This is a genomic window from Nocardia sp. NPDC004278 (assembly GCF_053602975.1).
In genome coordinates this window covers 337,112-364,010 of sequence record NZ_JBSGEQ010000001.1, presented here as the reverse complement: position 1 = coordinate 364,010, position 26,899 = coordinate 337,112, and the positions used below count along the sequence as shown (strand labels likewise).

14 protein-coding genes are annotated in these 26,899 nt (G+C 67.1%); 4 read left to right on the top strand and 10 right to left on the bottom strand.

The window, feature by feature from the left end:
• Positions 1-356 precede the first annotated feature (356 nt).
• The 7 genes from ACWEO2_RS01600 to ACWEO2_RS01570 all read right to left on the bottom strand — a co-directional run bounded on the left by ACWEO2_RS01600 (position 357) and on the right by ACWEO2_RS01570 (position 20,629).
• Complete coding sequence (locus ACWEO2_RS01600; protein WP_452403545.1) at positions 357-14,021, bottom strand: amino acid adenylation domain-containing protein; 13,665 nt, start codon at positions 14,019-14,021, stop codon at positions 357-359.
• 395 nt (positions 14,022-14,416) lie between these two features.
• A complete protein-coding gene (gene lnt, locus ACWEO2_RS01595; RefSeq protein ID WP_452403544.1) occupies positions 14,417-16,075 on the bottom strand; it encodes an apolipoprotein N-acyltransferase in 1,659 nt (552 codons plus the stop codon).
• A 108-nt stretch (positions 16,076-16,183) separates the two neighbouring features.
• Positions 16,184-17,776 (bottom strand): amidohydrolase, encoded by a 1,593-nt coding sequence (locus ACWEO2_RS01590; protein ID WP_452403543.1) that lies wholly within the window; start codon positions 17,774-17,776, stop codon positions 16,184-16,186.
• Positions 17,777-17,803: 27 nt separating this feature from the next.
• The gene (locus ACWEO2_RS01585; protein WP_452403542.1) at positions 17,804-18,061 is read right to left on the bottom strand and encodes a hypothetical protein; all 258 of its coding nucleotides are present in this window, start codon (positions 18,059-18,061) and stop codon (positions 17,804-17,806) included.
• A 98-nt stretch (positions 18,062-18,159) separates the two neighbouring features.
• Positions 18,160-18,636, bottom strand: coding sequence for an FxsA family protein (locus ACWEO2_RS01580; protein WP_452403541.1), 477 nt, complete (start codon positions 18,634-18,636; stop codon positions 18,160-18,162).
• An 84-nt stretch (positions 18,637-18,720) separates the two neighbouring features.
• Positions 18,721-19,380, bottom strand: coding sequence for a response regulator transcription factor (locus ACWEO2_RS01575; RefSeq protein ID WP_354957222.1), 660 nt, complete (start codon positions 19,378-19,380; stop codon positions 18,721-18,723).
• Positions 19,381-19,450: 70 nt separating this feature from the next.
• Positions 19,451-20,629, bottom strand: coding sequence for a sensor histidine kinase (locus tag ACWEO2_RS01570; RefSeq protein WP_452403540.1), 1,179 nt, complete (start codon positions 20,627-20,629; stop codon positions 19,451-19,453).
• An 84-nt stretch (positions 20,630-20,713) separates the two neighbouring features.
• On the opposite strand from ACWEO2_RS01570, the gene ACWEO2_RS01565 reads away from it, so the two are divergent.
• Entirely contained in the window at positions 20,714-21,481 is a 768-nt protein-coding gene (locus tag ACWEO2_RS01565; protein WP_452403539.1) for a TSUP family transporter, read from the top strand.
• 4 nt (positions 21,482-21,485) lie between these two features.
• On the opposite strand, the gene ACWEO2_RS01560 is transcribed toward ACWEO2_RS01565, so the two are convergent.
• Positions 21,486-22,139 (bottom strand): TetR/AcrR family transcriptional regulator, encoded by a 654-nt coding sequence (locus tag ACWEO2_RS01560; protein ID WP_354957219.1) that lies wholly within the window; start codon positions 22,137-22,139, stop codon positions 21,486-21,488.
• A gap of 59 nt (positions 22,140-22,198) precedes the next feature.
• On the opposite strand from ACWEO2_RS01560, the gene ACWEO2_RS01555 reads away from it, so the two are divergent.
• From ACWEO2_RS01555 to ACWEO2_RS01545, 3 genes are all read left to right on the top strand, one after another.
• Positions 22,199-22,780 carry an SDR family oxidoreductase gene (locus ACWEO2_RS01555; protein ID WP_452403538.1) on the top strand — a complete coding sequence of 194 codons (582 nt, stop codon included), beginning with the start codon at positions 22,199-22,201 and terminating at the stop codon, positions 22,778-22,780.
• A gap of 102 nt (positions 22,781-22,882) precedes the next feature.
• Positions 22,883-24,412 (top strand): TldD/PmbA family protein, encoded by a 1,530-nt coding sequence (locus ACWEO2_RS01550; protein WP_452403537.1) that lies wholly within the window; start codon positions 22,883-22,885, stop codon positions 24,410-24,412.
• An 8-nt stretch (positions 24,413-24,420) separates the two neighbouring features.
• Complete coding sequence (locus tag ACWEO2_RS01545; protein ID WP_452403701.1) at positions 24,421-25,821, top strand: metallopeptidase TldD-related protein; 1,401 nt, start codon at positions 24,421-24,423, stop codon at positions 25,819-25,821.
• Between the two features lie 60 nt (positions 25,822-25,881).
• On the opposite strand, the gene ACWEO2_RS01540 is transcribed toward ACWEO2_RS01545, so the two are convergent.
• Both ACWEO2_RS01540 and ACWEO2_RS01535 read right to left on the bottom strand, forming a co-directional pair.
• Complete coding sequence (locus ACWEO2_RS01540) at positions 25,882-26,265, bottom strand: PPOX class F420-dependent oxidoreductase (protein ID WP_452403536.1); 384 nt, start codon at positions 26,263-26,265, stop codon at positions 25,882-25,884.
• Positions 26,266-26,332: 67 nt separating this feature from the next.
• Positions 26,333-26,881: a PadR family transcriptional regulator gene (locus ACWEO2_RS01535; protein WP_452403535.1), complete on the bottom strand. Its 549-nt coding sequence runs from the start codon at positions 26,879-26,881 to the stop codon at positions 26,333-26,335.
• Between the last annotated feature and the right edge of the window lie 18 nt (positions 26,882-26,899).

Here is a 26,899-nt window from a genome sequence, read left to right as displayed (position 1 = left end):
TGACCGTGGGCTGCTCGCCACGGCCTACGGATTGCTCGCCTCGCTCACTCACAGCTGTCTCCTTCTCCGACCCCGGGCGCCGGTGTCGAAGGCCGCACATTGCCGGCGATATTTCGCATGAATCTGCCTCGGTAACATCGGGTTCCGTCCGAGCATCCGGACGCTCGGAGGATGGATTTTGTTCGAAACCCACCGCACACGGCCACAGCCTCTGACGCGCGACGCACACATGACCGGCGCTGCCGTACGTGCCGACGCCGGTCCCGGTGCGCGGGACCGACTCGCGTCTTTCACGACGCCACCGGACCCGCACCCGGTACCACCCGGTACCGAGCGGGCTGTTGCGCGCTCGACAGTCACTGTCGCGCCTCACGCGCTCGTGCCGCCGCGGCTTCGAGGTGCTCGTTGAGCACCGGCCCGATGACGGCAAGTGATTCCGGTGTCGTCATGGCCGAATGCTTGCAGCGCAGGTCGTGATTCTGGATGGTGCCGGTGATGAAGGGCTGCCAGGCGGCGGCGCGCCGAGTGGGATCGGTGCGGTTGATTTCATCATCGCCCGCGGTGAAGAACAGGAGGTCGCCGTTGAAGGTGCGGGGGCGGAAGCCGTGGGCGAGGACGGTGCCGTTGGCGTAGCCCGCATAGAGGCGCTCCAGGTGTTCGACGGTCAGCGCGGCGAACGGGCCGGGGCGTGAACGCAGCAGTTCCGCGGCGTCGCGCAGGCTCATACTCTGGTCGAACTCCACGTCGTCGCCCAATGCGTCGCTGCCGAATTCGCCGATGATCTCGGCGACGGTCGGAATCGCATGTTCGAGCCATTCATCGCTGAGCTGGTAGCTGTCCATCATCGACAGCAGCGCGACCTCGTCACCGGCCTGCTGCAACTGGATCGCGACCTCGTGCGCGATCAGGCCGCCCAGCGACCAGCCGAGCAGGTGGTAGGGCCCCTGCGGCTGGATCGACTTGATATGCGCCACATAGCTTTCCGCGGCCTCGCCGATCGAATCGAACCCTTCCGCACCCGCGACGTGCGGCGCCTGGAGTCCGTACACCGGACGGTTCGGTGCGAGGTGCGCCAGCAGACCCGAGTAGCACCAGGCCAGCCCGATCGCAGGATGGATGCAGAACAGCGGAGCCCGGCTCGCGGCGGTGCGGGCACGGATGGGCAGGACCGGCTCGAGTGTCGCGGCAATCGCCGCACCCGTGGTGCCGGTTCCATCTAGCCGGGCCGCGATGGCGGCCGGCGTGGAGTCGCCGAACATCAGCTGCACCGGGAGATCGATCCCGTTGGCGCGCAGCTGTGCCACGACTTTCGTGGCCAGCAGTGAATTGCCGCCGAGTTCGAAGAACCCATCGTCGACACCCACCGTTTCGACACCGAGCACCGTCGCGAAGGCGGCACACAGCTGCGCCTCGGTCGGGCTGGTCGGTGCCCGATAGCCCTGTGTCGCGCTGAAGACCGGTTCCGGCAATGCGTTTCGGTCGAGTTTGCCGACCGGACTGAGCGGGATCTCGTCGATCAGCATGATCGATTGCGGCACCATGTAATTCGGCACCCGGGCGGCGACATGCTCGGTGAGCTCTGCGGTACCCGGCGTGATTCCGTTGCGCGCCTTCACATACGACACCAACGCCGTCGCACCGGCGGGCGTCCGGTATCCGATCGTGGTCGAGAACTCCACCGCGTGATGCTGGGCGAGCGCGGCGTCGATCTCGCCGAGTTCGATGCGGAAGCCGCGGATCTTCACCTGATGGTCGGTCCGGCCGACGTATTCGATCTCGCGGACCCCGTCGGGGCTGCGGCCGAACCAGCGCGCGAGATCACCGGTGCGGTACATCCGCTCACCCGGTTTGCCGTACGGATTCGCGATGAAACGCTGCGCTGTCAGGCCGGGCCGGTTCAGGTAGCCCCGTGCCAGGGCGCTACCCGCCAGGTGCAATTCACCGGTCACCCCGACCGGCGCCGGATGCAGACGCGCGTCGAGAATGGTCGCGTTGACACCGCGGATCGGGCCACCGATGGTGATCGGCCCGCCCGGCGTCATGGGCTGCGAGATCACCGTGACGATGGTGGTCTCGGTCGGCCCGTACGCGTTGTACAGGTTGCGCCCTGGTGCCCAGCGACTGACCAGGTCGGGCGGAAGCGCCTCGCCACCGACCAGCACGTGCGAAAACTCGGTGACCCCGGTCGGATCGACCGTGCCCAGCGCCGAGGTGGTGATGAACGCGTGCGTGATCCCCTCGTCGATGAACACCTTGCCCAGCTCGGCCCCACCGACCACACCAGGTGGCGTGATCACCAGCGTCGCCGCACCACCCAGAGCGAGCAGCACGTCGAGCATGGCGGCATCGAAGCTGGGCGTCGCGAAATGCAGGACCCGGCAACCGGGGTGGACGTCGAAGCGATGCGCGGTCTCCGCGGCGAAGTTCGACAACCCACCGTGTGTAACCACTACCCCCTTGGGTGTGCCGGTCGAACCGGAGGTATAGATGACGTACGCCGGATTGTCCAACCGCAGCAGGGCGGTCCGCTCTCCCGACCCGATATGCGCATCGGACGCGTCCAGCACCCGGCCGCGGAATTCGGCGTCGTCGAGCACGAGCCATTCGGCGTCGCCGGGCATCCGATCGCGGTGCTCGGCCAGCGTGATCCCCAGCGCCGCACCGGAATCGGTGAGCATATGACTGATCCGCTGTGCGGGGTACATCGGATCGACCGGTACGAACGCCGCACCCGCCTTGGCCACCGCGAGCATGGTCGCGACCGATTCGACCGAACGTGGAATCCCCAGCGCCACCAGCGTTTCCGGACCGACGCCACGTTCGATGAGCACCCGCGCCAGCCGGTTGGTCCACCGGTCGAGCGCGTCGTAGCTCACCTGGGTGTCGTCCGAGCGCAACGCGATGGCCTTGCGGTCGACATTCACCGCGGCCTCGAACAGCTCCGGGAAGGTGACCGGCCGGTCCGCCCGCGCCCCACGTACCGGCGCGAGCCCGGACCATTCGGCGGGATCGAGCAGTTCCAGATCCCCTACCGCGGTAGTTGGATTCGCGGCGATGGCGGCGAGCAGGCGGACCAGTCGGGTGCCGAGCCACTCGGCGGTCTGCTCGTCGAACAGATCGCTCGCGTAATTGACCGCCAGCGTGATCCCGGCCGGTTCCCTTGTGTCGGTGTGGGATTCGGTCAGGGTGAACTGCAGATCGAATTTCGCGATACCGGTATCGACATCCTCCGCCTCGATCCGCAGCCCGGGCAGATCCACCACCCGCACCGGATGATTCTGCACCGACAGCATCACCTGGAACATCGGGTGATGCGCCTGCGAGCGAACCGGATTCAGCACCTCGACGAGGCGTTCGAACGGCAGGTCGGCGTGCGCGAACGCATCCAGATCGGTATCGCGCACGGTGTGCAGCAGATCGGTGAACCTGGCGTCGGGATCGATCCGGGTGCGCAGCACCAAGGTGTTCACGAACATGCCGACCATCCGATCCAGCGCGGGATGGCCGCGCCCGGCGATCGGGGTGCCGACGACGATGTCATCGGTCGCGGTCATCCGGTGCAGCAGCACCGCGAGCGCAGCGTGCAGCACCATGAACATGCTGACGTTATTGCCGATGGCGATCTTGTGCAGTTCGCGATGGGCGAACGGATCGATGGCACATTCGACCGTGCCGCCGCGGTAGGTCGGTGCGGGCGGACGCGACCGGTCCGCGGGCAGGCTCAGCAGCTCCGGAATCCCGTCGAGGGCGCGCCGCCAGTAGTCGAGCTGGCGGTTCACCACCGAATCCGGCTCGTCCTCGCTGCCGAGCGTGTCCTGGTGCCACAGCGTGTAATCCGCGTACTGGACCTCGGATTCCGGCCAGTCGGGGGTCTTGTCCTCACACGCCGCCCGGTACGCGACGGCCACGTCGGCGGCCAGGGGTTCCAGCGACCAGCCGTCGATGGCGATGTGGTGCACGACCAGTACCAGGATGTGCTCGGCCGACGCCGCTGGCGGCGCGTCGATGGCGCCGGCCGTATCGACCGTGATCAACGCGGCGCGGATCGGCACGGTCGTCGCCAGGTCGAATCCCGGCGTCGCGAAATCCTGTACAGCGCTGGGAACTTCCGCGGGCGGCATGGTCACGGCGAACACCGCGACCTCGGCGTCGGCGGGATCGAGCACTTGCTGCACGGGCGCCCCATCGATCTCGGGGAACACTGTGCGCAACGTTTCGTGCCGCCGTTGCACCGCGTGCAGCGCCCGCACCAGCGCATCGACATCGAGTTCGCCGTGCAGGCGCAGCACGACCGGAACGTTGTACGCACCAGCGGTAGTGCCCGCATCGGCGCCGATCTCGTTGAACCGGTTCAGGAACCACAGCCGGTACTGGGCAGCCGACAACGGAATCCGCTCCGGCCGCTCGCGGCGCGCCAACTCCAGCCCGGTGTCCGCACCGGGTCCGGAGTCGAGCAGCGCCGCGAGTTCGGCGACCGTCGGCGCCGTGAAGACGGTCCGCACCTCGAGCCGAGTACTCGTCGCCGCGGCCAGGCGGGTCACGAGTTGCGTTGCCAGCAGCGAGTTTCCGCCGATATCGAAGAAGCTGTCGTCGGCGCTCACGGTTTCCAGGCCGAGCAATTCGCCCATCACCTCGGCGACCATTCGCTCGGATGCGGTCTCGGGTGCGCGCAGCGCGGCGCGCACCGTCAACTGTGGTTCCGGCAGTGCGGCGATATCCAACTTGCCGGTCGGCGTCAGCGGAATCCCGTCCAACACAGTGATGCTGGCCGGAACCATATGCGCGGGCAGTTTTTCGGCAACATGGGCACGCACCGCGTCGATATCCAGCGTGCGCGTTTCGTCGGTGGGCTGAATGAACGAGACGATCCGGTCCGCACCCGCGATGTGGCGCACCTCGGTGTGCGCGAACCGCACATCGCGATGGTCGACGAGCACATTGGTGATCTCGCCGAGTTCGATGCGGAAGCCGCGCACCTTCACCTGATGGTCACTACGCCCGAGGTAGACGATTTTGCCCGCGGCATTCCAGCGCACCACGTCACCGCTGCGGTACATCCGCGAACCCGCGGGACCGTAGGGGTCGGCGACGAACCGCGTCGCGGTGAGCTCGAACCGGTCGAGATACCCACGCGTGACACCGAATCCGCCGAGGTACAGGTCGCCGGGCACACCGACCGGAACCGGGCGCATCCGCTCGTCGAGTACCAGCGCCCGCGCACCGCGCACCGGCGTGCCGATGGTGTTCGGCCCACCGACCGCCAGCGGATCCGAGATCGTGATGACGATGGTGGTTTCGGTCGGCCCATATACGTTGTGCATCTGCCGTCCCGGCGCCCAGCGGGCCACCAACTCGGCACCGACGGCCTCACCACCCACCAGCACTGCACGCAGGTTCGGCAATGACCACCGCTGCCGATCAATGGTGGCCAGCGCGGCCGGGGTGATGAACGCGTGGGTAACGCGTTCGCGCTCCAGCAGCGCGGCCAGTTCGTCACCACCATAGATATCGGTTGGGCAGATCACCATGGTTGCGCCGGATCCGATCGCGAGCAGCAAGTCCAAGATGGCCGCATCGAAACTCGGGGAGGAGAAGTGCAGCGTGTGCGAATCCTGGTCGATTCGCATGCGGTCGCGGACCTCGTCGCCGAAATTCGACAGGCCGCTGTGGGTGACGGCCACGCCCTTGGGTTTTCCGGTAGAGCCCGAGGTGTAGATCACATACGCCAGATCGGCGATGTCGATGGTGCGCAGGCGGTCGTGGTCCTCGACCGGGCAGTCATCGAGTTCGGCCAGCTCATCGGCGAATTCGGGATCATCAATCAGCAACCAGTCGGTGACCGGTCCGTCCGCCGGGGACAGCCGATCAGCATGCACGGACATGGTAATGCCGACCTGGCAGCCGGAGTCCACCAGCATGTGCCGCACCCGGTCAACCGGGTAGTTCGGATCGACCGGCACGAACGCCGCACCGGATTTGGCGACGGCGAGCATCGTGACCACCGATTCGATCGAGCGGGTCAGGCCGAGCGCTACCCGGTCCCCCGCACCGAAACCGCGTTCGATCAGCGCCCGCGCCAAGCGATTCGAGCGCCGGTCGACCTCGGCATAGGTCAGCGAGATGCTGCCCGCTCGAACGGCCGTGCGGTGCAGATTCCGATGCGCGGTCGCGGTGAAGTACTCGGCCAGCGTGCACTGCGGCGTGGACGGTGCGCCGGTGGCCGGGGTGAGCACACGTCGCTCGAATTCGGTGCGCGCGTCGATATCTCGAACCAGCGCCCGTGGCGTACCGCTAATGGCCGCCAGCACCGCCAGGAACCGATCGGCCAGCGTCTTGATCGTCGCGGCATCGAAAAGCTCTGCGGCGTAGATGAATTCGAACGCACGCCAAGACTCGCCCGAACCGGTGTCGCGGGACACCGTCGCCACCCGCAACTCCAGATCGAATTTCGCCAGCGCGATATCCAGTTCCTCGGCGCGCAGTGCCAGGCCGGGCAGTTCGAGCGACGGCATCGGCCCGTCCTGCACCGTCAGCGCCACCTGAAACAGCGGATGGCGGCTGCCACCATGGGCGCCGCGGCCCAGTTCCTTGACGATGCGCTCGAACGGAATATCGCCGTGCGCCATGGCGGCCAGCTCGGTATCCCGATCCGCGCGCAACAGCGTCGCAAACGAAATGTCCGGGTCGACATCCGAACGCAATACCAGCGTATTGACGAACATGCCGACCAACTCGTCGAGCTTGGTGTCGTTGCGGCCCGCGACCGGCGTGCCGATCACGATATCGCGACCGCCGGTAACGAAACGCAGCAATACCGCGAGCGCCGAACGCAGCACCATGAACGTGCTGACGCCTTGTTCGCGCGCAAGTTCGGCGAGGGCATGCTGCACCGGCTCGGGCACACTGAAGCGCACGGTGCCCGCCTGCTGTGTCGGCTGGGCCGGACGCGGCCGGTCGTAGGGCAACGGCAGTTCCTCGGGCAGGTCCGCCAGCGCGGTGCGCCAGTACGCGAGCTGTTCGCTCGCGAGGCTCTGTGGATCGGCCTCATCGCCGAGGTAGGCCCGCTGCCACAGCCCGAAGTCCGCGTACTGCACCGGAAGTGGCGTCCAGGCGGGTACACCGCCCTCGTGCCGGGCCATGTAGGCGGCCGCCAGATCTTTGGTCAGCGGCCCGAGCGACCAGCCGTCGGCGGCGATGTGGTGCAGCACAATGCCGAGCAGGTGCCGCCGAGTTTCGGTGCGTAGCAAGGTGATCCGCAGCGGGAGGTCCTTGGTGAGATCGAATCCGGTGCGCGCGAATGCCCGCAACGCCTGTTCGGCGGCGCCCTCGTCGGTCGGCACCACATCGAGTACCGGCAGGGCCCGGACGGTGGGCAGTACCGATTGCTGTGCGCCCGCGTCGTCCTCGGGGAAGACGGTGCGCAGCACCTCATGTCGGCCCACCAGGTCGGTCAGCGCCGCACGCAGAGCGGGTATATCCAGATCGCCGTCGATTCGAATGACGAATGCGATGTTGTACGCACTCGATTCGGGTGAAAATCGATTGAGGAACCACAGTCGCTGCTGGGGCAGCGACAATGGAATGCGTCCCGGACGCGGGATATGCACAGCCAGCGCCATCCGTTGCGTCCGGGGCGCTTCCGTTATGCGTGCCGCGATCCCGGCCACCGTCGGTGTCTCGAAGATCAGCCGCACCGGCAGGTCGACACCGAACTGCTCGTACAGCGCGGTCGCGAGCCGGGTGGCGAGCAGCGAATTGCCGCCCACGTCGAAGAAGCTGTCCTCGGCGCCGGTCACCGGGTGGCCAAGGATATCGCCGAACACTGTGGCGACCTGCCGCTCCAGTTCGGTGCGCGGTGCGCGCGAGGTACCGGCTGCCGCGAAAACCGGTGCGGGCAAGGCCTTTCGGTCGAGTTTGCCGGACGGGGTCACCGGCATCTCGTCGAGCACGGTGATCGCGGCGGGCACCATGTAGCCGGGCAGCCGCTGCCGCGCGGTCTCGGTGATATCGGCGGCATCGATCGCCTCGTCCGCGGTCACGTAGGCGATCAGGCGGGTCTCACCCTCATCGTCGGTGTGTACGACCGTGAGCGCGCGCCCCACTCCCGGGTGCGCGCGAAGTACATGGTCGATCTCGCGCAGTTCGATACGGAAGCCGCGGATCTTGATCTGGTCGTCGGCGCGGCCGAGGAAGCGCAGCTGTCCGATCGGATCGGAGACCACGAGATCGCCGGTGCGGTACATCCGCTCCCCGCGCCTACCGAGCGGGTTGGCCGGGAAGCTCTGTGCGGTAAGGCTGTAGCGGCCGAGATAGCCGCGCGCCAGACCGGGACCGGACAGGTAGAGCTCTCCTGGCGTGCCCGGCGGGACCGGATGCAGCCGGCCATCGAGTACGAACAGCCGCATACCGCGCACCGGCATGCCGAGCGGTACGGCACGGCCCGCGTGCATCGGACCACTGGCGGTAGCGGCGACGGTCGCCTCCGATGGTCCGTACATATTGTGCATGCGGTGCCCGCGCGACCAGCGCTCGACCAGTTCTTCCGAGCACGCCTCACCGCCGACGATGACTGCCTCGAGTTCGTCGAGTCCCTCGTTCGGCACGGTGGCCAGCGCGGCCGGGGTGATGAAGGCATGTGTGACACGCTCCGTGCGCAGCAATTCGGCAAGTTCGGCACCGCCGTACATGCCAGCGGGTGCGACGACGATGGTCGCGCCCGCCGCGAAGCCGAGCAGCATCTCCAGCACCGACGCATCGAAACTGGGCGAGGAGAAGTGCAATGTCCGTGCCGAATCCGTCACGCCGAACAGATGCATCTGCTCATTCGCCAGCGAGGCGATACCGGCGTGGGTGACGATTACCGCCTTCGGCTTTCCGGTGGAGCCCGAGGTGTAGATCAGGTAGGCCGGATGTCCGGTGCGCAGCGGGTAATGCCGATCCGCGTCGGTGACGGGATCGGTACCGTGGCGGGCGGATTCGGTGGCCAGCTCGTCGGAGCCGAGCACCAGCCAGTCGACGTAATGCTTGCGGTGTTTGCCGCGCGCGGCGGGCCAGGCCGGCATGGCAACCAGGCAATCCGGCACGGTGAGTCCGAGCATGGCGCCGGAATCGGCGATCATATGCCCGATCCGCTCGGCCGGGTAGCTCGGATCGATCGGCACATATGCCGCACCGGTCTTCGCGACCGCCCAGATGGCCGCGATCGAGTCGAGACTGCGCGGCAGCGCGATCGCCACCACGACCTCGGGTCCGGCGCCGTGTTCGATCAGGGTGCGCGCCAGGCGATTCGACATCTCATCGAGTTCGCGGTAGCTGGTGTCGGTGTCGTTGTAACGCACGGCGACGGCATCGGGCATCCGCTCGGCGGTGTCGGTGAGCAACCGCGCCAGTGTGATCGACGGTTCGCCGGGTGCGCCCGCGATCGGCACCAGCTTCGCGCTCTCGCGCGTATCCAGGATGTCCAGATCACCGACCGGCATATTCGGCGCGGCGACAACGGCACCGAGTACGGCGATGAAGCGGTGGGCGAACGATTCGATCGTGCGCTGGTCGAAAACATCAGTGGCATAGCCGAATTCGGCGTGCAGCGGGCCATCGGACAGGCCGTCGTGCACCTCCAGCTGCAGATCGAATTTGGCGATATCGGCGGCGATCGGCAGCACCCGCGACTGCACACCGGGCAGATTGATGCGCAGATCGGGTGCGTGATCGTAGGACAACATCACCTGGAACAACGGGTGCCTGGCGGCGGAGCGCTCCGGGTTGACGAGCTCGACCAGCCGCTCGAACGGCACATCAGCGTTGGCGAAGGCATTGAGATCGGTTTCGCGGACCACGTCGAGCATCTGGTCGAATCCGGCTGCCGGATCGACCTCGGTCCGCAGTACCAGAGTATTGACGAACATTCCGACGAGGTCATCGAGCGCCGGATCGGAGCGACCGGCGATCGGGGTGCCGATGGTGACATCGGTGCTCGCACACAGCCGCGCGAGCAGGGTGGCCAGTGTCGCGTGCAGCACCATGAACATGCTGACGCCCCGGCTGGCCGCGAGTTCGCCAGCGGCGCGACGGATCTCGGGGGCGATGGTGAACTCGACCCGGCCGCCACTGGTCGAGCGGTGCAGTGCACGCGGACGATCCAGCGGCAGGTCGAGCTGGTCGGGCAGACCGCGCAGGGCCGAGCGCCAGTACGCGAGCTGACGGCTCAGCGCACTGGCCGGATCGGCTTCGTCACCCAGCAGTTCCCGTTGCCACAGTGCGAAATCGGCGTACTGCACCGGCAGCGGCTTCCAGTGCGGTGTGGTGCCCTCCGCGCGCGCGGTGACGGCGGTCATCAGGTCTCTGGCCATTGGCGCCACCGACCAGCCGTCACCGCAGATGTGGTGCAGCACAATGAGGAAAACGTGCCGATCCGGTGCGGTGGACCACAGTGCGACCCGAATCGGGGCCTGGCTGCGCAGGTCGAAGCCGTAGCCGGCGAACTCCTCGGCGAGTTCGCGTACATCGGCGCCGATGGCGTCGATCGGGTCCAGGGTCAGCGGGATCTCGGTAGCAGGATGTATCAGCTGGCAGGGTCCGTCCGCCCCGTCCGGAAAAGTGGTGCGCAGGGATTCGTGGCGTTCGATCACATCGACGAGACCGGCTCGCAGCGCCACGAGATCGATCGGCCCGTCGATTTCGACGGCCAGCGGCATGTTGTATGCGGCGGCGTGTTCGGCGAAACGGTTGAGGATCCACAGCCGCTGCTGGGCCAGCGACAGCGGAATCCGTCGCGGCCGTTCGGCGGGGACCAGTTTCGGGGAGGACGCGTCCGGGTTGTGTGTGGCGAAACGCTCACTGAGCGCGGCGATGGTCGACGCCTCGAACAGGTCACGGATGGTCAGCCCGGCGCCGAGCGTGGCGTTTATCCGCGCCACCGCGCGTGCGGCGATGAGCGAATTGCCGCCCAGGTCGAAAAAGCCGTCCTCGACACCGATTTCGTCGATGCACAGGACTTCGCTGAAGATGCCGGCGAGTACCCGCTCCACCTCGCTGCGCGGTTCGGCGGTGACCGGCCCGACCGGGCGGGCGATGACGGGTTCGGGCAGGGCCTTGCGGTCGATCTTGCCGTTGGCACTGAGTGGTAGTTCATCGAGGACCATCAGCGAGGCGGGCACCATGTAGCTGGGCAGGGTACGGCGCAACGCATTCTGCAGTGTGGTGGTGTCCAGGTCCGCCGTAAATGCCGGGACGGCAACGACATAGGCGGCGAGCTCGTCGCCGGTTCGGCTGGTGTGGGCCACGCACACCGCGCGCGCGACCCGCTCGTCGGCCAGCAATGCCGCCTCGATCTCGCCGAGTTCCATGCGCAGGCCACGAATCTTGACCTGGAAATCGCTGCGGCCCAGGTATTCGAGCACGCCGCGATCCGAATCGTCCTCGTGCCGACCGAGATCCGGATCGCCCTGCCAGCGGGCCAAGTCGCCGGTGCGGTACATCCGAGCGCCGGGAGTGAACGGATTGGCCACAAAACGGTCCGCAGTGAGCTGGGATTGGCCGAGATACCCGCGCGCCAGCTGGACGCCCGCAAGATACAGCTCCCCCGCTACCCCCGGCGGCACCGGCCGCAGGAGCGAGTCGAGGACGTAGGTCTGGGTGTTCCACACCGGAGATCCGATGGGCACGGTGGCCGGTTCGTCCGAGCACGGCCAGTAGGTGACGTCGACGGCGGCTTCGGTCGGTCCGTACAGATTGTGCAGTTCCGGCCCGTGCAGGGCGGCGCGGAAATCGCGAACGGTAGCCGCCGGCAATGCTTCACCGCTGCAGAACACTCGGCGCAGACCGGCGCAATCGCGCACATCGGTGTCGGTGACGAACACCGACAGCATGGATGGCACGAAATGCGCCGTGGTGATGGACTTTTCGCTGATGATCCGAGCCAGGTAGGCGGGATCACGGTGCCCGTCGGGTTCGGCGATGACCAATCGCGCGCCGATCTGCAAGGGCCAGAAGAATTCCCAGACCGAGACGTCGAAGGTGGCCGGGGTCTTCTGCAGGACGGCGTCGGTGCCGTCGAGGGGGTATTCGTGCTGCATCCAGCGCAGCCGGTTGACGATCGCAGTGTGGGTTACACCGACGCCTTTGGGTTTTCCGGTCGAGCCGGAGGTGAAGATGACGTAGGCGAGATGGTCGGCGCGCAGCGGAGTGCGGCGGTCGCTGTCGGTAATCGGAGCGGCGTCGACATTCAACAGGTCGACGGTGTCGATGGCCAGCACGGCCGCGCGCTCCGGGAGCGCGAGTTCGTCGCGGGCCGCGATCAATACGCACACGGGCTCGGCCTGCTCGAGGATCTGATCGATCCGCTCGGCGGGGTTCTCCGTATCAAGGGGCAGGTAGGCCGCACCCGCCTTGATGACCGCGTACATGCCGACGACGAGTTCGATGCTGCGCCGCAAGCACAAGGCGACCACCGTCTCCGGGCCCGCGCCGCGGGCGATCAGCAGGCGGGCCAGCCGGTTGGCCCGCTCGTCGAGTTCGCGGTAAGTCAGTGTCTCGTCGGCGAATTCGAGTGCGACCGCATCCGGGCAGATCATCGCGCGATCGGCGAACAGACCGGACAGGGTGCCCGGACGCTGTGCCATCCCGGTGGCGTTCCAGGTGTGTAGCACGCGCTCGCGCTCGTCGTCGGTGATCGCGGCGAGGCTTTCGGCGTGGGTGTCGAGGTCGGCGGCGAGGAATCGGGTCAGGAAGTCCAGGAACCGGGCGTGGTGTGCCGTGACCTCGGTATCGGTGTAGAGCCGCGGGTTGGCCTCGAAGTCGATGTGGATGCGGCCGCCCTCGCCGTTGTACACATTGATGGAAAGGTCCTCGACCGGGCCGGTGGCGAGCACGTGCAGCGAGCCGAGCAGACTGCCGAACTTCAGCTCGTCATGGAACAGCATGATGTTGACCATCGGGCCGAAGAAGCCACGTGCGTCGCGGGAGTAGCCGCAGTCGCGGCGGATGTCGTCGTGGCGGTAGAGCTGATGCCGCAGCGCGCCGGTGATCTGCAATTCCGCGCCCCGCACCACGTCGCGGACGGTGGTGTCGGCATCGAAGTGCAGCCGGATCGGCACCACATTGGAGACCACACCCGCGGAACGGCGCAGCGCGACCGTGGTGCGCGCGGAAACCGGCAGGCTCAGCACCACATCCGGATTGCCGGTCACCGAACGCACATAGCAGGCCAGTGCCGCGACGAACATCGTCGAGCTGTGGGTCTCGAATGCGGCCGTCGCCGCGTTCATGGCCGTCTCGGCGCGTTCGTCGAGGACCGCGCAAGCACGCCGCCGCCCCGCGTCGGGGGCGGCGGTCAGGCCGATCACATTGGACAGCGTCATCGGTCCACCAGCGCCCGCCAATTGCTCGAGCCAGTAGTCGCGGTCGGTGCGGAACCGGCCGGAATCTCGGTAGGTGGATTCGTCCGCATAGATTTTCGCCAGCGGCGTCGCGCGCGAGACGGCCGGTTCGGTGTGGTTTTCCAGCGCCGTATAGATCTCCGCGGTGCGGGTGAGCGCGTTCATCGCACCGTAGCCGTCGATCACGATGTGATGGCCGCGTGCGTACCAGATGTAGTCGGATTCGCCGGTTCGCAGCACTATGTTCGTGGTCAGCGGATCGCTCTCGAAATCGATCGGCGAGCTGGCGTGCTCGTTCATCCAGCGCAGCGCGGCAGCGTGTGGATCAGGCTCGTCGCGCAGATCGATCCGGTCCCAGCCCGGGCGGAAGGTGTGGTCGATCACCTGATGCGGGACGCCGTCGATCTCTACCAGGCGTACATGTCCAACCTGCGTTTCGGCGCCGAAGCGTTCGATCGAGTAGAGCAGGCGGCCGACATCCAGGTCGCCGTGGATCTCGACATACTGGGCGATGGTAAGCGGAACGTCGGGGCGAATCCGTTGGGCGTACCACAAGGCTGTTTGCGCAGGCGACAGTGCGAATGGTTGTGCCGAGAATTCACCAGAAGAGCATTGGTCGACGCGATCCGTGGCCAATGAACTCATCAATCACTCCTTCTGCCGCTGTTGATGCGCATCTCCCCGAGCACCGCCACCGCAGGCGCGCACGCGCCAGCCGTAGGACGTGATCCACGCCCATTGATTCGGAGCACCGGATGTAGCGGATGGCCAGCGTTGCTGATTTGTTTCACTTCCAACGCCGTTGGCGGCAGCACACTTTCGTGGGCTATCTTTCCGCAAATATGGCTTTTTGCTGGGCCTATGCCGTAAAACGAGGAAGGGAAGGCGTGATGACAACACGCCGCGGCCTTGGTTACGGCTCAGCAAACGGCTGGCTAGCGCCCAGGGCTTGCCGACCGTCGGTAACACCAGCCCCGGAACAAACCGATTGTTCGGTTAAAGGGAATACTCGCTCGCTGTGTTCAGCAGATCCGATGCGCTCAACCGACCGACTGGTCCGTGGTGGCTTCTCGGTCGGTTGAGTTACTGCCACGCGCATTTAGCTGACGAATAGCTGTCACCACTACAGCAGCAGCGGTCATAATAACCGACAGCAGTTCCGGCGCGGCGCCGAATCGGGTCGCGAGTGTTGTGGTGCTGCGCAGCGGCAGTTCGGCGACCAGTGCGGCTGGGACGAATTTCGGGGTCTGCTGCTGGACCGCGCCGTCCGCGGTGATGATGGCGCTGACGCCCGAGGTGGCGGCGACCACCAGGGCACGGCCGTGTTCGACGGCGCGGACCCGGGACATGGCCAGCTGCTGGTAGGTCATCTCGCTGTCGCCGAAGGTGGCGTTATTGGTGGGTACGGTCAGCAATTGCGCGCCCGCATGCATGGAATCACGGAAGGCGCGGTCGAAGGCGACCTCGTAGCAGGTTGCGACGCCGATATCGATGCCGTCCGCGTGGACCGTGCCGTCGCCGTGGCCCGGCACGAAGTATCCTGCGCGGTCGGCGTATTCAGAGAACAGTCGGAAGAAGCCGCGCATGGGCAGGTATTCGCCGAACGGCTGGATGATCTTCTTGTCGTGGCGCTCCCCCGGCCCGGCCGCACCGTTCCAGACGATCACCGAGTTCGACGTCGTGCGATCGCTGTTCACCAGTACCGCGCCGACGAGTATGGGTGCGCCGATCTGCTCGGCGGCCTCGGTGATCTCGGCGGCCGCGTCGGCATTGCGCAGCGGATCGATATCAGAGGAGTTCTCCGGCCAGATCACCACATCGGGCTTGCGCACCCGACCCTGCGCGACGTCGCGAGCCAATTCCTCGGTGCGCCGGACATGGTTGTCCAGCACGGCGCGCCGCTGCGCATTGAAATCCAAACCCAGCCGGGGCACGCTGCCCTGGATGGCGGCGACGGTGATCGTGCGGTCGCCCTCCTCCGGGCCGGGCAGCGCCGCCCGGAGGATCAGCGCGGTCATCGGGACAACAACCAGGGTCGCCGCCGCGGTGACAACTCCGAGGCGTGTCGCGGTGGCGGGGCCGGTGAGTTTTCCACGTGTCGTCGACGCGGTCGTCATTCGAGCCCACAATCGTACGAGCAGAGCCGCCGCTGTAGTTCCGGTGATCGCCACCGCGAATCCGATGAGCGGCGCACCGCCCACCATGGCGAGCGACAGGTACCATCCGTCGGCCTGCCCGAATGCCAGCCGCCCCCACGGGAATCCGCCGAACGGAAAACTCGACCGCAGCCACTCGGTCGCCGTCCAGGCCAGCGCCACCCACAGCGGCCACCCCGGTAGGGCGGACAGCAACCGAGCCGTGAGCCCGAAAAGTCCTATATATAAGGAACACACCGTCGACAGTGCGAGCCACGGCACCGGCCCCACATAGATCCCGGTCCACGGCAGCAGCGGCACGAAGAATCCGAGCCCCGCCAGCATGCCGTATCCGAACCCACTCCGCAGCCGCCCGGCACCACGCACGGTCAGCGTCAATACCGCGATTCCGATCGGCGCCAGGAACCACAGCGGCCGCGGCGGAAAGCTCCCGAAGATCAGCAACCCGGCGATCACTGCCGCCACGGCACGACTCAGCACCGGATATCGATCGAGCGCCGCGGCTATCCGGGTAAGCACCGTCGTGGTAGATCCGTCACTCATCGGCGCTCCCCCACCGCACGGCCGAGTATGGCCATTTTCGGCGCCTTCGTCGCGAATTCGGCTTTGCAGCACCAGGATTGCGGGTGTGGGCCGGGAATCCCGGGTGTTTCAGGCCTCATGGATGGTTACTCCGCGGTGCACGGTGCGCAGGCAGGTGGGCAGCTTCGCCTCGGGATCGAGCGACGGCAGGCCGGGCACCCGGGAGCGGGGGTCGGTCGACCAGCGTTGGACGGTGTCGGCGGCCGCGGCGACGACGAGGTCGCCGGCGTCCCAGATCGCGTAGGAGGCGGGGGCTCCCGGAACCAGCGTGCCAGCCAGGCCGTCGCGGATACCACCCGCGCGCCAGGCGCCTCGGGTAGCGGCAGCGAAGGCGGCGCGGGGTGAGAGGCCGTGGCCGGAGGTGCGGTGGTTGACCGCGGCGCGGATCGCGGACCAGGGGTCTAGGGCGGTAACGGGGGCGTCCGAGCCGATGGCCAGGGCAATACCCGCGGCGGCCATGGCCGCGAAGGGATTCAGGGCGGCGGCGCGCTCGGAGCCCAAGCGGGTAGCGTACATACCGTCCGGACCGCCCCAGGTCGCGTCGAAACCCGGTTGGACACTGGCTATTACACCCCAGGCACCGAGTTGGGCGATCTGGTCGGCGTCGATCATCTCCGCATGTTCGACGCGGTGGCCGCGCGCCGCGACGGCCGGGCCGCCGAGTGCGTCGACGACCTGTCCGAAACCGGCGATGACCTGGTCCATCGCGGCATCGCCGATGACGTGGAAGCCGGCCTGGATGCCAGCCTCGGTGCAGGCGCGCACATGCGCGGCGATCGTATCGGCATCGAGATAGCCCAGGCCGGTTCCAGCGTGGTCGGCGTAGGGCGCGCGCAGTTGCGCGCTGTGCGAGCCGATCGACCCGTCGACGAACAGATCGCCACCCAACGCGTGCACCCCGAGTTCGGCGACCAGCGCCCGCGCCTCGTCGGCGGTCCGGACCGCCTCACCCCAATAGGCCCGCACCTCGACGCCGTGCTCGAACTCGAGCAGTTCGCGAATATCGGTGCGGCCGGCGATCTCCGGTCCGCCGCATTCGTGCACCGCGACGACGCCGCGTGCGGCCGCGGCGTCCAGTGCCGCCTTGCGGGCCCGATCCCGTTGTGCGCGATCCAATCCCGCCAGAACTTCGCCGCGCACGAGATGGTGTGCCGCGGCACGCAGCGGCTCGCCACGGGTGAACCCGTCCGCAGCAGTGACCACGGCGTTCAGCAGTGCCGAAGACACCACCGCCGAATGCGCGTCCACCCGTGACAGGTACACCTGCCGACCCGGCAGCACCGCCGCATCGATCTCCTCGACCGTCGGCGGCCGCCCCTCCGGCCAACCGGTCTCATCCCAGCCGTCGCCGAGAATCGCGCCATCGGGATGGGCCACCGCGAACCCGCGCAACAGCTCCAGGCAGTGCTCGAGCGACCGTGCCGCCGACAGATCGAGTCCCGTCAGCTTCAGCCCCAGCGCGGTCACATGCACGTGCGGATCGACGAATGCGGGCGCGACGAAAGCCCCGGCCAGATCGATGATCTCTGCATCCGGATGCAGCGCGCGTCCCGGTTGTTCGGCACCCAGCCAGACCACCGTGCCGTCGGTCACGGCCATTGCCGTCGCGTCGGGTGAACTCGAACTGTAGAAACGACCGCCGATCAGCAACTGGGTACTCACGAGAGACCAGTCTGCCGTATGGGCGTTTCAGTCCTTCGAGTCGGACAGCCGCGTTATCGGGGATACGTCCGCCGGTTGCGCCAGCACCGCCATGACCTGCGCATATCTCGGCGGTGCTGCGCAGCGATCGGGTGCGGCCCGCATGCCCGCCTCCACCGCGATCAGTTCCAGCCGCAGCGCTGCTGCCGTAAATCCGGAAATCGACTGTCCCGCAGCGGCTGCGGCCTGCCTGACCGCCGCCGCCAGCTCCTCACTCACCGTGACGGTGAGCTCTTCGGTCGCCATCCGGCCACCCTAGTCCTTTGCGGCGTCCTTCGAAATGGCCGTGGCCGTGAAAATTCACACGGTTTATCGCGCGAAGGTCCCGATCGGCGAGCGAGCGGTTACGGCAGGGCGGGGCGGGTCGACGGGCGCGGGTCGTCGTACCACTCGGTGACCACAACGCCGTCGACCACATCGTCACCGTCGATGATCACGCCGCGATACGGCATCGCCGCGGCCAGACGGCTGAACCGGCGCGCCGCGAACGCGGCGACCAGCGGACGGACCAGGAAGCGAGTCGGCGGCAGCAGCAGAAGCAGTCCGAAGAACGAGGTGACCAGGCCCGGGATGAACATCAGGAATCCGCCAGCCGCGACGAGCGCGCCGTCCGCGACCGCGGTACCCGGATTGATTTCCCCGCGCCCGGCGCGGCGGAACTGTGCGAAGACGCGCCGGCCCTGTGAGCCGATGAGCAGCATGCCCGCGGCGGATCCGGCGATCAGCAGCAGGATGGTCGGCATCACACCGATGAGCTGGCCGACAGCGATCAGCGCGGCGATCTCGACGATGACGTAGAGCACGAACAGTACGGCGGGCATGGCGATCCTTTCGGACGATCTACCCGGTTCAACGTCGCGCGGTCCGAATTTTCTCCCGAACCAGCCTGATAGCTCGCTGAGATCTCACCCGCCGGGTCGAACCAGCCCGGTCTCGTACGCCAGCACCACCGCTTGAACCCGGTCGCGCAGACCGAGTTTCGTCAGTACCCGCCCGACGTGCGTCTTGACGGTCGCCTCGGACAGGTACAACTGCTCCGCGATCTCGGCATTGGACCGGCCCGCCGCGATCTGCTCGAGCACCTCGCGCTCGCGCGCGGTCAGTACCTCGAGCACCACTGGATCCCGCATACCGCCGGGATCATCGGCGATGAGCCGGTCCAGCAGTCGCTTGGTCACCTTGGGCGACACCACCGCATCACCACCGGCCACGCTCCGGATCGCCGAGACCAGATCCTCGGGCGGAGTGTCCTTCAGCAGGAATCCGCTCGCCCCCGCCCGCAGCGCGCCGAGCGCGTGCTCGTCGAGGTCGAAGGTCGTCATCACCAGGACCTTGCAGCCGTCGCCCGCCTCGACGATGCGCTGTGTCGCGGCGACACCGTCGACCACCGGCATCCGCACATCCATCAGCACCACATCCGGGCGCAACTCCTTGGCCCGCGTTATGGCGATGGCCCCGTTCTCGGCCTCCCCGATCACCTCGATATCCGGATGCGCGCCGAGCACCATCTTCAATCCCATGCGCATGAGTTCCTGGTCGTCGACAACGAGAACGGTAATCGGCACATCCCTAATCTATCGGCACCGTCCAGCGCGGTTTCGATACCGTGCGCGCAGCGTCGAAAGAATGCCTCCGCTAACAGCTTTCGTTGCCGCGCTGCAGTGGGATGGTCGCGTACACCCGCCATGCGCCGTCGGATGTGCGGCCCGCCTCCAGCGTGCCGCCGAGGACGGCGATGCGCTCGCGCATGCCGACCAATCCCATACCGCCGCCCTCGATCGGGCTCGCGGCCTGCTCCCGCACCGGAACCCCGCCGGTGTCGGTGACCTCGATGACGACATCGGTCGCGCGGCGCTGCACGCGCACCCACGCCTTCGGGTGTGAGCCCGCGTGCCGGAGCGTATTGGTCAGCGATTCCTGGACGATGCGGTGCATGCCGAGACTTACCTCGGGGGTGATGTCGTCGAGTTCGCCGGTCATTTCGAGTTCCACGGCCAGGCCGGTGTCGTGCATCATCTCGACCACCTTGGCCAAACCTGCGGTTCCGTGCTGCGGCAGCTGATCGGGGGCGTGTTCGATACGCAGCAGTGCGACGGTCCTGCGCAGTTCGCGCAGTGCCTCCCGGCCGGTGCCCGCGATGGTGGCCAATGCCCGTTCGGCGGCATCCGGATCGCGGCGCAGCGCGTACTTCGCACCGTCGGCCTGGACGATGATCACGCTGACCGCGTGTGCGACGACATCGTGCAGTTCGCGGGCGATGCGGGTGCGCTCGGCGGCCACGGCATCGTGTGCGCGGCGTTCCCGGTCGTAATCGGCGACCGCCAGCCGTGCTGCCACCTCTTGGTCGTAGGCGTGGCGCGCACCGATGAACTCGGCCAGTGTCCAGCACAGTGCGTAGAACATCACGGTGAAGATCAGATCCGAACCGGATGGCTTGTGCAGCAGCAGAAATGAGATGGTGCCGTCGGCGACCAACCCGAGCACATACAACAGCGCTTCCTTGCGGCCGACGTAGGCGACCAGGGTGTACAGCATGATGCCGAGTCCGAGCAGCGCGATGTGGTCGGCCTTGTCCTCGGACGCGTAGCTCACCAGTGCCGAGGCGATCGAGAGCCCGAGCATCGCCGCGGCCATGGCGCGCGGGTACAGCCGCCGAAATGCCACCGGTCCCGGCAGCAGTACACCGATTCCCAGATAGGCCAGCTTGTTATCGGAGTTGCTGACCCCGAGCACCTCGAACAACATGAGCGCGGCAGCCAGGATCGAATCCGCGATGAGGGGCTTGCCGCGAAGCCACAGACTGAACCGACGCACGAATATCAGCCTAGGTGTGACCGGAGCCGCCAACGGCCGCACCCGCCGACGGCGCAGAACCTAACCATCTGGTTGGCTGACCGGGTGGATTTCGGAGACTGGGCGGCCTTATTGACGGCCGCGACCGCGGCAGGCTGGGTGGACGCGGTGGTCGGCGGCGGCGGATTGATCATCCTGCCGACACTGTTCCTCGTGGCGCCGGGCATCGCCCCACAGACGGCGCTGGGCACCAATAAACTCGCCGCGGTGGCCGGTACCACCGCATCGGTCATGACGTTCGCGCGGAAGGTCCCGATGCAATGGCGAACGCTGCTGCCCGCGGCGGCGATCGCGGCGGGCACCGCTGCGACCGGTGCGGCCGCGGTATCGCTCATCGATCGCGACCTGTTCATCCCGATTGTGATGGTGGTGCTGGTCGGGGTTGCCGTCTTCGTCACGCTGCGACCGTCGATCGGCATCACCATGGCAACCCACCCGCCGACGCGACGCAAGGTCGTACTGGTGATCGCCATGGCCGCCGGACTGATCGGCTTCTACGACGGACTGCTCGGCCCCGGCACCGGCACCTTCCTGATCATCACCTTCGCCACCCTGCTCGGCACCGAATTCGTGCGCGCGGCCGCGATGGCGAAGGTGATCAACTGCGGATCCAATTTCGGCGCGCTGATCTTCTTCGGCGTCACCGGTCACATCATGTTCGCCCTCGGCGCGGCCATGGCGGTCGGCAATGTGGCGGGCGCGATTCTGGGCTCGCACATGGCATTACGCAATGGCGCGCAGTTCGTGCGGGTCGTGCTGCTGGTGGTGGTGGTCGGGATGGTGATCCGTTTGGGATGGCAGCAATTCGGCTGACCGGTCAGTGCATGGGTCCGACGTGCATCTTGGTACTCGACGCGAGCCAGGGCTGCAGCACCCGCGAGGTGGTTTCGTGGATCTTGCGATGCAGTCGCTCACCGTCCACTCGGGCCACCGGACTCTGGAACAGCACCGTCAGCGCACCGGATACCGCGCCGACCACGGCACCGACCAGTGCGGCCGCGCCGACCTCGTCCAGTTCCGCCGGAAACGCCATATGCAACTGGCGCGCGATCTCGCGCTGGGCGACCAGCTGCGCATGCGCGGCGCGTCCGCTCACCGCGGGCACGGTGCGCGAAACCTGTGCGCGCAGTGCGGCTAGCCGCGCGTTCAGATCGTCGACCAGGTGTTCGCCCGGATTGTCACCGGCCGCCCGCAGTGCCCGCAGTAGCACCTCCACCGGCCGCTCACCGGGCCGACGGCTGGCGATCGCCGCCACCGCGGCGCGCACCCGTTCGTCCTGCTCCGGAAACAGCAACTCTTCCTTGCTGGCGAAGTAGTTGAAGAACGTTCGGGTACCCACCTCCGCGGCGGCGGCGATATCGGCCACCGTGGTCTCCTCATAACCTCTGCCCTCGAAAAGTTCGACGGCTGCTTCGAGGAGGGCGCGGCGGGTACGTTCCCGTTTACGGTCGCGGAGGGCGGATGGCGGCACGCGGGCACAGTACGGCATAACGCGACTTAGGTACGGTAAGCCCGACTTTCGCGCGCGCCGTGCGACCGAACCGTGATCAAATTCGGCTTGCGTCGGGCTGGTCTGCGGCGATATCGCGGCGCTCCGCGTCGATCACCGAGTCCAGTAGGCCGGGAAAGTGGGCGTTCCAGCCGCTGACCGAGGTCGCCGAGACCGAGTTCTACCGCGTGGTCGATATCAACTTCAAAGCCGCGTATTTCACCATCCAGAAGTCCCTCCCGGTGCTGGCCGACGGTGCTGCGATCGTGATCAACGCATCGTTCGCACTGCATCGTGGCGGGCCCGGCGCGGCCCTCTACTCGGCGACCAAGGCGGCCGTGCACAATCTGGCACGCACGCTGGCGGCCGAACTGGCGCCACGGGGCATTCGGGTCAATTCCGTGAGCCCGGGCTATACCGCGACGCCGGCGTTCTACGCCGAGGCTTCGGCCGAGGTCCAGGCCGCCGCGGTGGCTTCTGTGGCCGCGGGCCGCATCGGCACCGCCGATGACGTCGCCGCCGCGGTGGCCTACCTCGCCTCCCATGAGGCGTCCTACATCAATGGACAGGACCTGCTCGTCAACGGCGGACTCGTCGCCGCCACACCCGCGGCCATGGTGTAAGCCTCGGCGCCGCCGGGCATTTCGTGCGGCGTGGCAGCGATATGGTGTGCGTCAGCGCCCGAGGAGCGGCGCTCGCCCGCCGGACCGACTAGGTTTGGTCGGGTGAGCATCGCGACTTCCAAAGAAGTGGACGCCGAGTTCCTTGCGCTACCGCTGCACGCGCTGGCCGACGCCGCCCTGTCCGCGGCGCGCGCGGCGGGTGCCCAGCATGCGGATCTGCGCGTGCATCGGCTGGTCACCCAGTCGATCCGCTTGCGCGACGGACGGGTCGAGGCGATCAGCAATGCCACCGACCTCGGTTTCGCCGTGCGCGTGATCGTCGACGGCACCTGGGGTTTCGCCTCGCATGCCGCACTCACCCCGGATACCGCCGCCGAGGTGGCGCGCCGGGCGGTCACCGTGGCGACGACCTTGCGCGCCCTCAACCGCGAGCGTGTCGAACTCGCCGACGAACCGCGCTACGACAATGTGCACTGGGTCTCGGCCTACGAGGTGGATCCGTTCGCGGTGCCGACCGCCGACAAGGTCGCACTGCTGCAGGACTATTCGGGCCGCCTGTCCGCCGCCGACGGCGTCGACCACGTGACCGCCTCGGTGCTGCAGGTCAAGGAACAGACCTTCTACTCCGACACCGCTGGCTCCGTGATCACCCAGCAGCGAGTGCGCCTGCACCCGCAGCTCGAGGCGATCACCGTGGATTCCACGGCGGGCGTTTTCGAGACCATGCGTACCCTGGCCGCCCCGGCCGGACGCGGGTGGGAGTACGTCACCGGTGCGGACGGAATCTGGGACTGGAACGAAGAGCTCGCGCAGATCCCCGAGTGGCTCGCGGAGAAGGTGAAGGCACCGAGCGTCGAGGCGGGCCCCACCGATCTGGTGATCGACCCGACCAACCTGTGGCTGACCATCCACGAATCCATCGGCCACGCCACCGAATACGACCGGGCCATCGGCTACGAATCCGCCTATGCGGGTACCTCGTTCGCGACACCGGACCAGCTCGGCACACTCCGGTACGGGACGCCGATCATGCACGTCACCGGTGATCGCACCGAGGTGCACGGTCTGGCCTCGGTCGGCTATGACGACGACGGCGTCGCCGGACAGCGCTGGGATCTGGTGCGCGACGGCGTGCTGGTCGGCTACCAACTCGACCGTGTCTTCGCGCCGCGCTTGGGCCTGACACGCTCCAACGGCTGCTCCTACGCGGACTCCCCGCACCATGTGCCGATCCAGCGCATGGCCAATGTCTCATTGCAGCCGGACCCCGAAAACGACACCAGCACGGCCGAACTCATCTCCCGGGTCGACAATGGCATCTACATCGTCGGCGACAAGTCGTGGTCGATCGATATGCAGCGCTACAACTTCCAGTTCACCGGCCAGCGGTTCTTCCGGATTCGGAACGGCGAACTCGACGGCCAGCTGCGCGACGTCGCCTACCAGGCGACCACCACCGACTTCTGGGGCGCCATGGAGGCGGTCGGTGGCCCGTCCACCTGGCGCCTCGGCGGCGCATTCAACTGCGGTAAGGCCCAACCCGGCCAGGTCGCGGCGGTCAGCCACGGCTGCCCGTCGGTCCTGGTGCGCGGCATCAACATTCTCAACACCCGGACGGAGGCAGGTCAGTGACGGAGCGCATGATGCCCGCGGGCGCGGTGGTCGAGCAGGCGCTGGCGCTCTCACACGCGGACGAGGCGATGGTGATCGTCACCGACGCGCACGAGGCGTCGCTGCGCTGGGCGGGCAACTCGATGACCACCAACGGTTCCTCGATTTCGCGGGAATGGTCGGTCATCTCGATATTCCGGGACGGCCCGAATGCCGCGCGCGTCGGCAGTGTCAGCTCCACCAGCGTCGACCCCGACGATATCGAGGCCGTCGTCCACGCCAGCGAAGCGGCAGCCCGCACCGCCGAACCCGCCAAGGACGCGATGCCGCTATTGACACCGGATGCCGATGACCTGTCGGGCGGCGGCGACGATACCGCTGATTGGGCCTCCGCGCCGGGCAGCACGGGCATCGAGGTGTTCACCGAGGTGGCGCGCGATCTGGCGGGCGGATTCGACGGCGCCGACCGGCTCTATGGATTCGCCCACCATCAGATGCACACCACCTGGCTCGGCACCTCGACCGGCATTCGCCGCCGGTTCGTCCAGCCCACCGGTTCGGTGGAGATCAATGGAAAGCGCGGCGAGGGTGCGGATCTGGCGAGTGCGTGGGTTGGTGTCGGGACCGCCACCTTCACCGATGTCGATATTCCCGGCCTGCTGAGCGAGCTGTCGCAGCGACTGGACTGGTCCAAGCGGCGGGTCGAGTTGCCCGCCGGACGTTACGAAACCCTGCTGCCGCCCTCGGCGGTCGCGGATCTGATGATCTACATGGCCTGGAGCATGGAGGGCCGTGGCGCGCACGAGGGGCACAGCGCCTTCGCCAAGGCCGGTGGCACCCGAATCGGCGAGCGGCTCAGTGAGATTCCGTTGACGCTCTATTCCGATCCCGCCGCCAGCGGACTCGAGTACCGTCCGTTCGTCGCGACGTCATCGTCCTCGGAATCACTGTCGGTCTTCGACAATGGCCTGACCGCCCAGCGCGTGGACTGGCTGCGCGATGGCGTCATCGAATCCCTGGTCTACCCGCGCGCCACCGCCGCCGAATTCGGCTCCCCCACTACGGTTCCCGGTGGGAATCTGCTACTGACCGGCGGCTCCGGCGCGACGCTCGACACCATGATCGGCAATACCGAACGCGGCCTGCTGCTCACCACGCTCTGGTACATCCGCGAGGTCGATCCGGCCACCCTGCTGCTCACCGGCCTCACCCGCGACGGCGTCTACCTCGTGGAGAACGGCGAGGTCACCGCCGCCGTCAACAACTTCCGCTTCAACGAGAGTCCGATCGACATACTGCGCCGCACCACCGAGGCGGGGGCCACCGAAACCACCCTGCCCCGCGAATGGAAGGACTGGTTCACCCGAACTGCTATGCCGCCCTTGCGAATTCCGGACTTCCACATGTCCTCGGTGAGCCAGGCGACCTGATCCGGCCGGTGCCGGGCTCGCTGCGGCGGGCCCGGCGCTCATGATCGAGCGGCGGGGCGATTACGCGCTGGGGGTGATCTCGAGGCCGATGGTGCCGGATTTGCCGCGGCGAATAATGCTCGCGTTCACCAGGATCGGGCCGAGCAGCCAGTACTTCCGCTTGATCAGCTTGCGGACGTGCTGGGTTTCTTCGGCATCGAGCACTCGACCGGTGCCTTCGATGACCTCACCACGCGGCTTGCCCGACGGATTGCACGGCTGCAGGGTGACGGCCGGATTGTTGCGCAGCCGCTTGACCTTCCAGCTGTTGGTCTCGGTCCACACGTACAGCTTTCCGTTGTCTTCGGCCGCCCAGACGGCGGTGCCGACCGGCGTGCCGTCCTTGCGGAAGGTCGTCAACAACACGTAATCGGCTTTGCCGACCGCATCCAGCGTGTTCGTCATATGGGCAGCCTATCCGGGATCGGGCCAGCGGGCTCGGCACACTCGAGCGCGGACCGCACTGCGCCCGTCAGTCCGACATTCGGTATTCGCCCGCTTCCAGGCGTTCGAGCACACCACCGGTCCAGTGCGACAGATTGTCGAATACCCCACTCCACAGCTCGAGCAGATCGGTCGCGTGGGGTGGTTCGTAGCGGCCGGGGAACTTCGGGATCATGGCGAGCAGGTCGTCGCGGACCGCGGCGGCATTGCGGCGTTGTTCACGCAGTTTCTCGATGACGTGCGCGCGCGGCAGGGCATCCATGAACGCGATACCTGCGCCGAGCTCCTCCATATCGACGCTGACCAGCGCCTCGTCCATAAGTCTGCGGAACTCGGCTTCCCCTGCCTCGGTCAGTTGGAACAGGGTGCGGCCGGGCCCCTCGGTGCTGCCCTCGGTGCCGAACGCACTCAGTTTGCCTTCCTGCGTCAACTGCTTGAGCGCGTGGTAGATCGATCCAGGTTTCACATTCGTCCAGGTTTCGGCACGCCAGGACAGCAGTTCGCGGCGCACGGCGTAGCCGTAGGTGGGCTGATGCAACCGCATCACGCCGAGGACGAGCAGACGCACCGCCGACATTCTGGACTCCCTTTCTCA

Excerpts from the sequence above, each read along its gene's own strand:
- lnt (WP_452403544.1), bottom strand. The coding sequence starts at position 16,075 with ATGAGTGACGGATCTACCACGACGGTGCTTACCCGGATAGCCGCGGCG.
- ACWEO2_RS01580 (WP_452403541.1), bottom strand. The coding sequence starts at position 18,636 with ATGCCCGCCGTACTGTTCGTGCTCTACGTCATCGTCGAGATCGCCGCG.
- ACWEO2_RS01545 (WP_452403701.1), top strand. The coding sequence starts at position 24,421 with ATGATGCCCGCGGGCGCGGTGGTCGAGCAGGCGCTGGCGCTCTCACAC.
- ACWEO2_RS01585 (WP_452403542.1), bottom strand. The coding sequence starts at position 18,061 with ATGGCGACCGAAGAGCTCACCGTCACGGTGAGTGAGGAGCTGGCGGCG.
- ACWEO2_RS01535 (WP_452403535.1), bottom strand. The coding sequence starts at position 26,881 with ATGTCGGCGGTGCGTCTGCTCGTCCTCGGCGTGATGCGGTTGCATCAG.
- ACWEO2_RS01600 (WP_452403545.1), bottom strand. The coding sequence starts at position 14,021 with ATGAGTTCATTGGCCACGGATCGCGTCGACCAATGCTCTTCTGGTGAA.
- ACWEO2_RS01540 (WP_452403536.1), bottom strand. The coding sequence starts at position 26,265 with ATGACGAACACGCTGGATGCGGTCGGCAAAGCCGATTACGTGTTGTTG.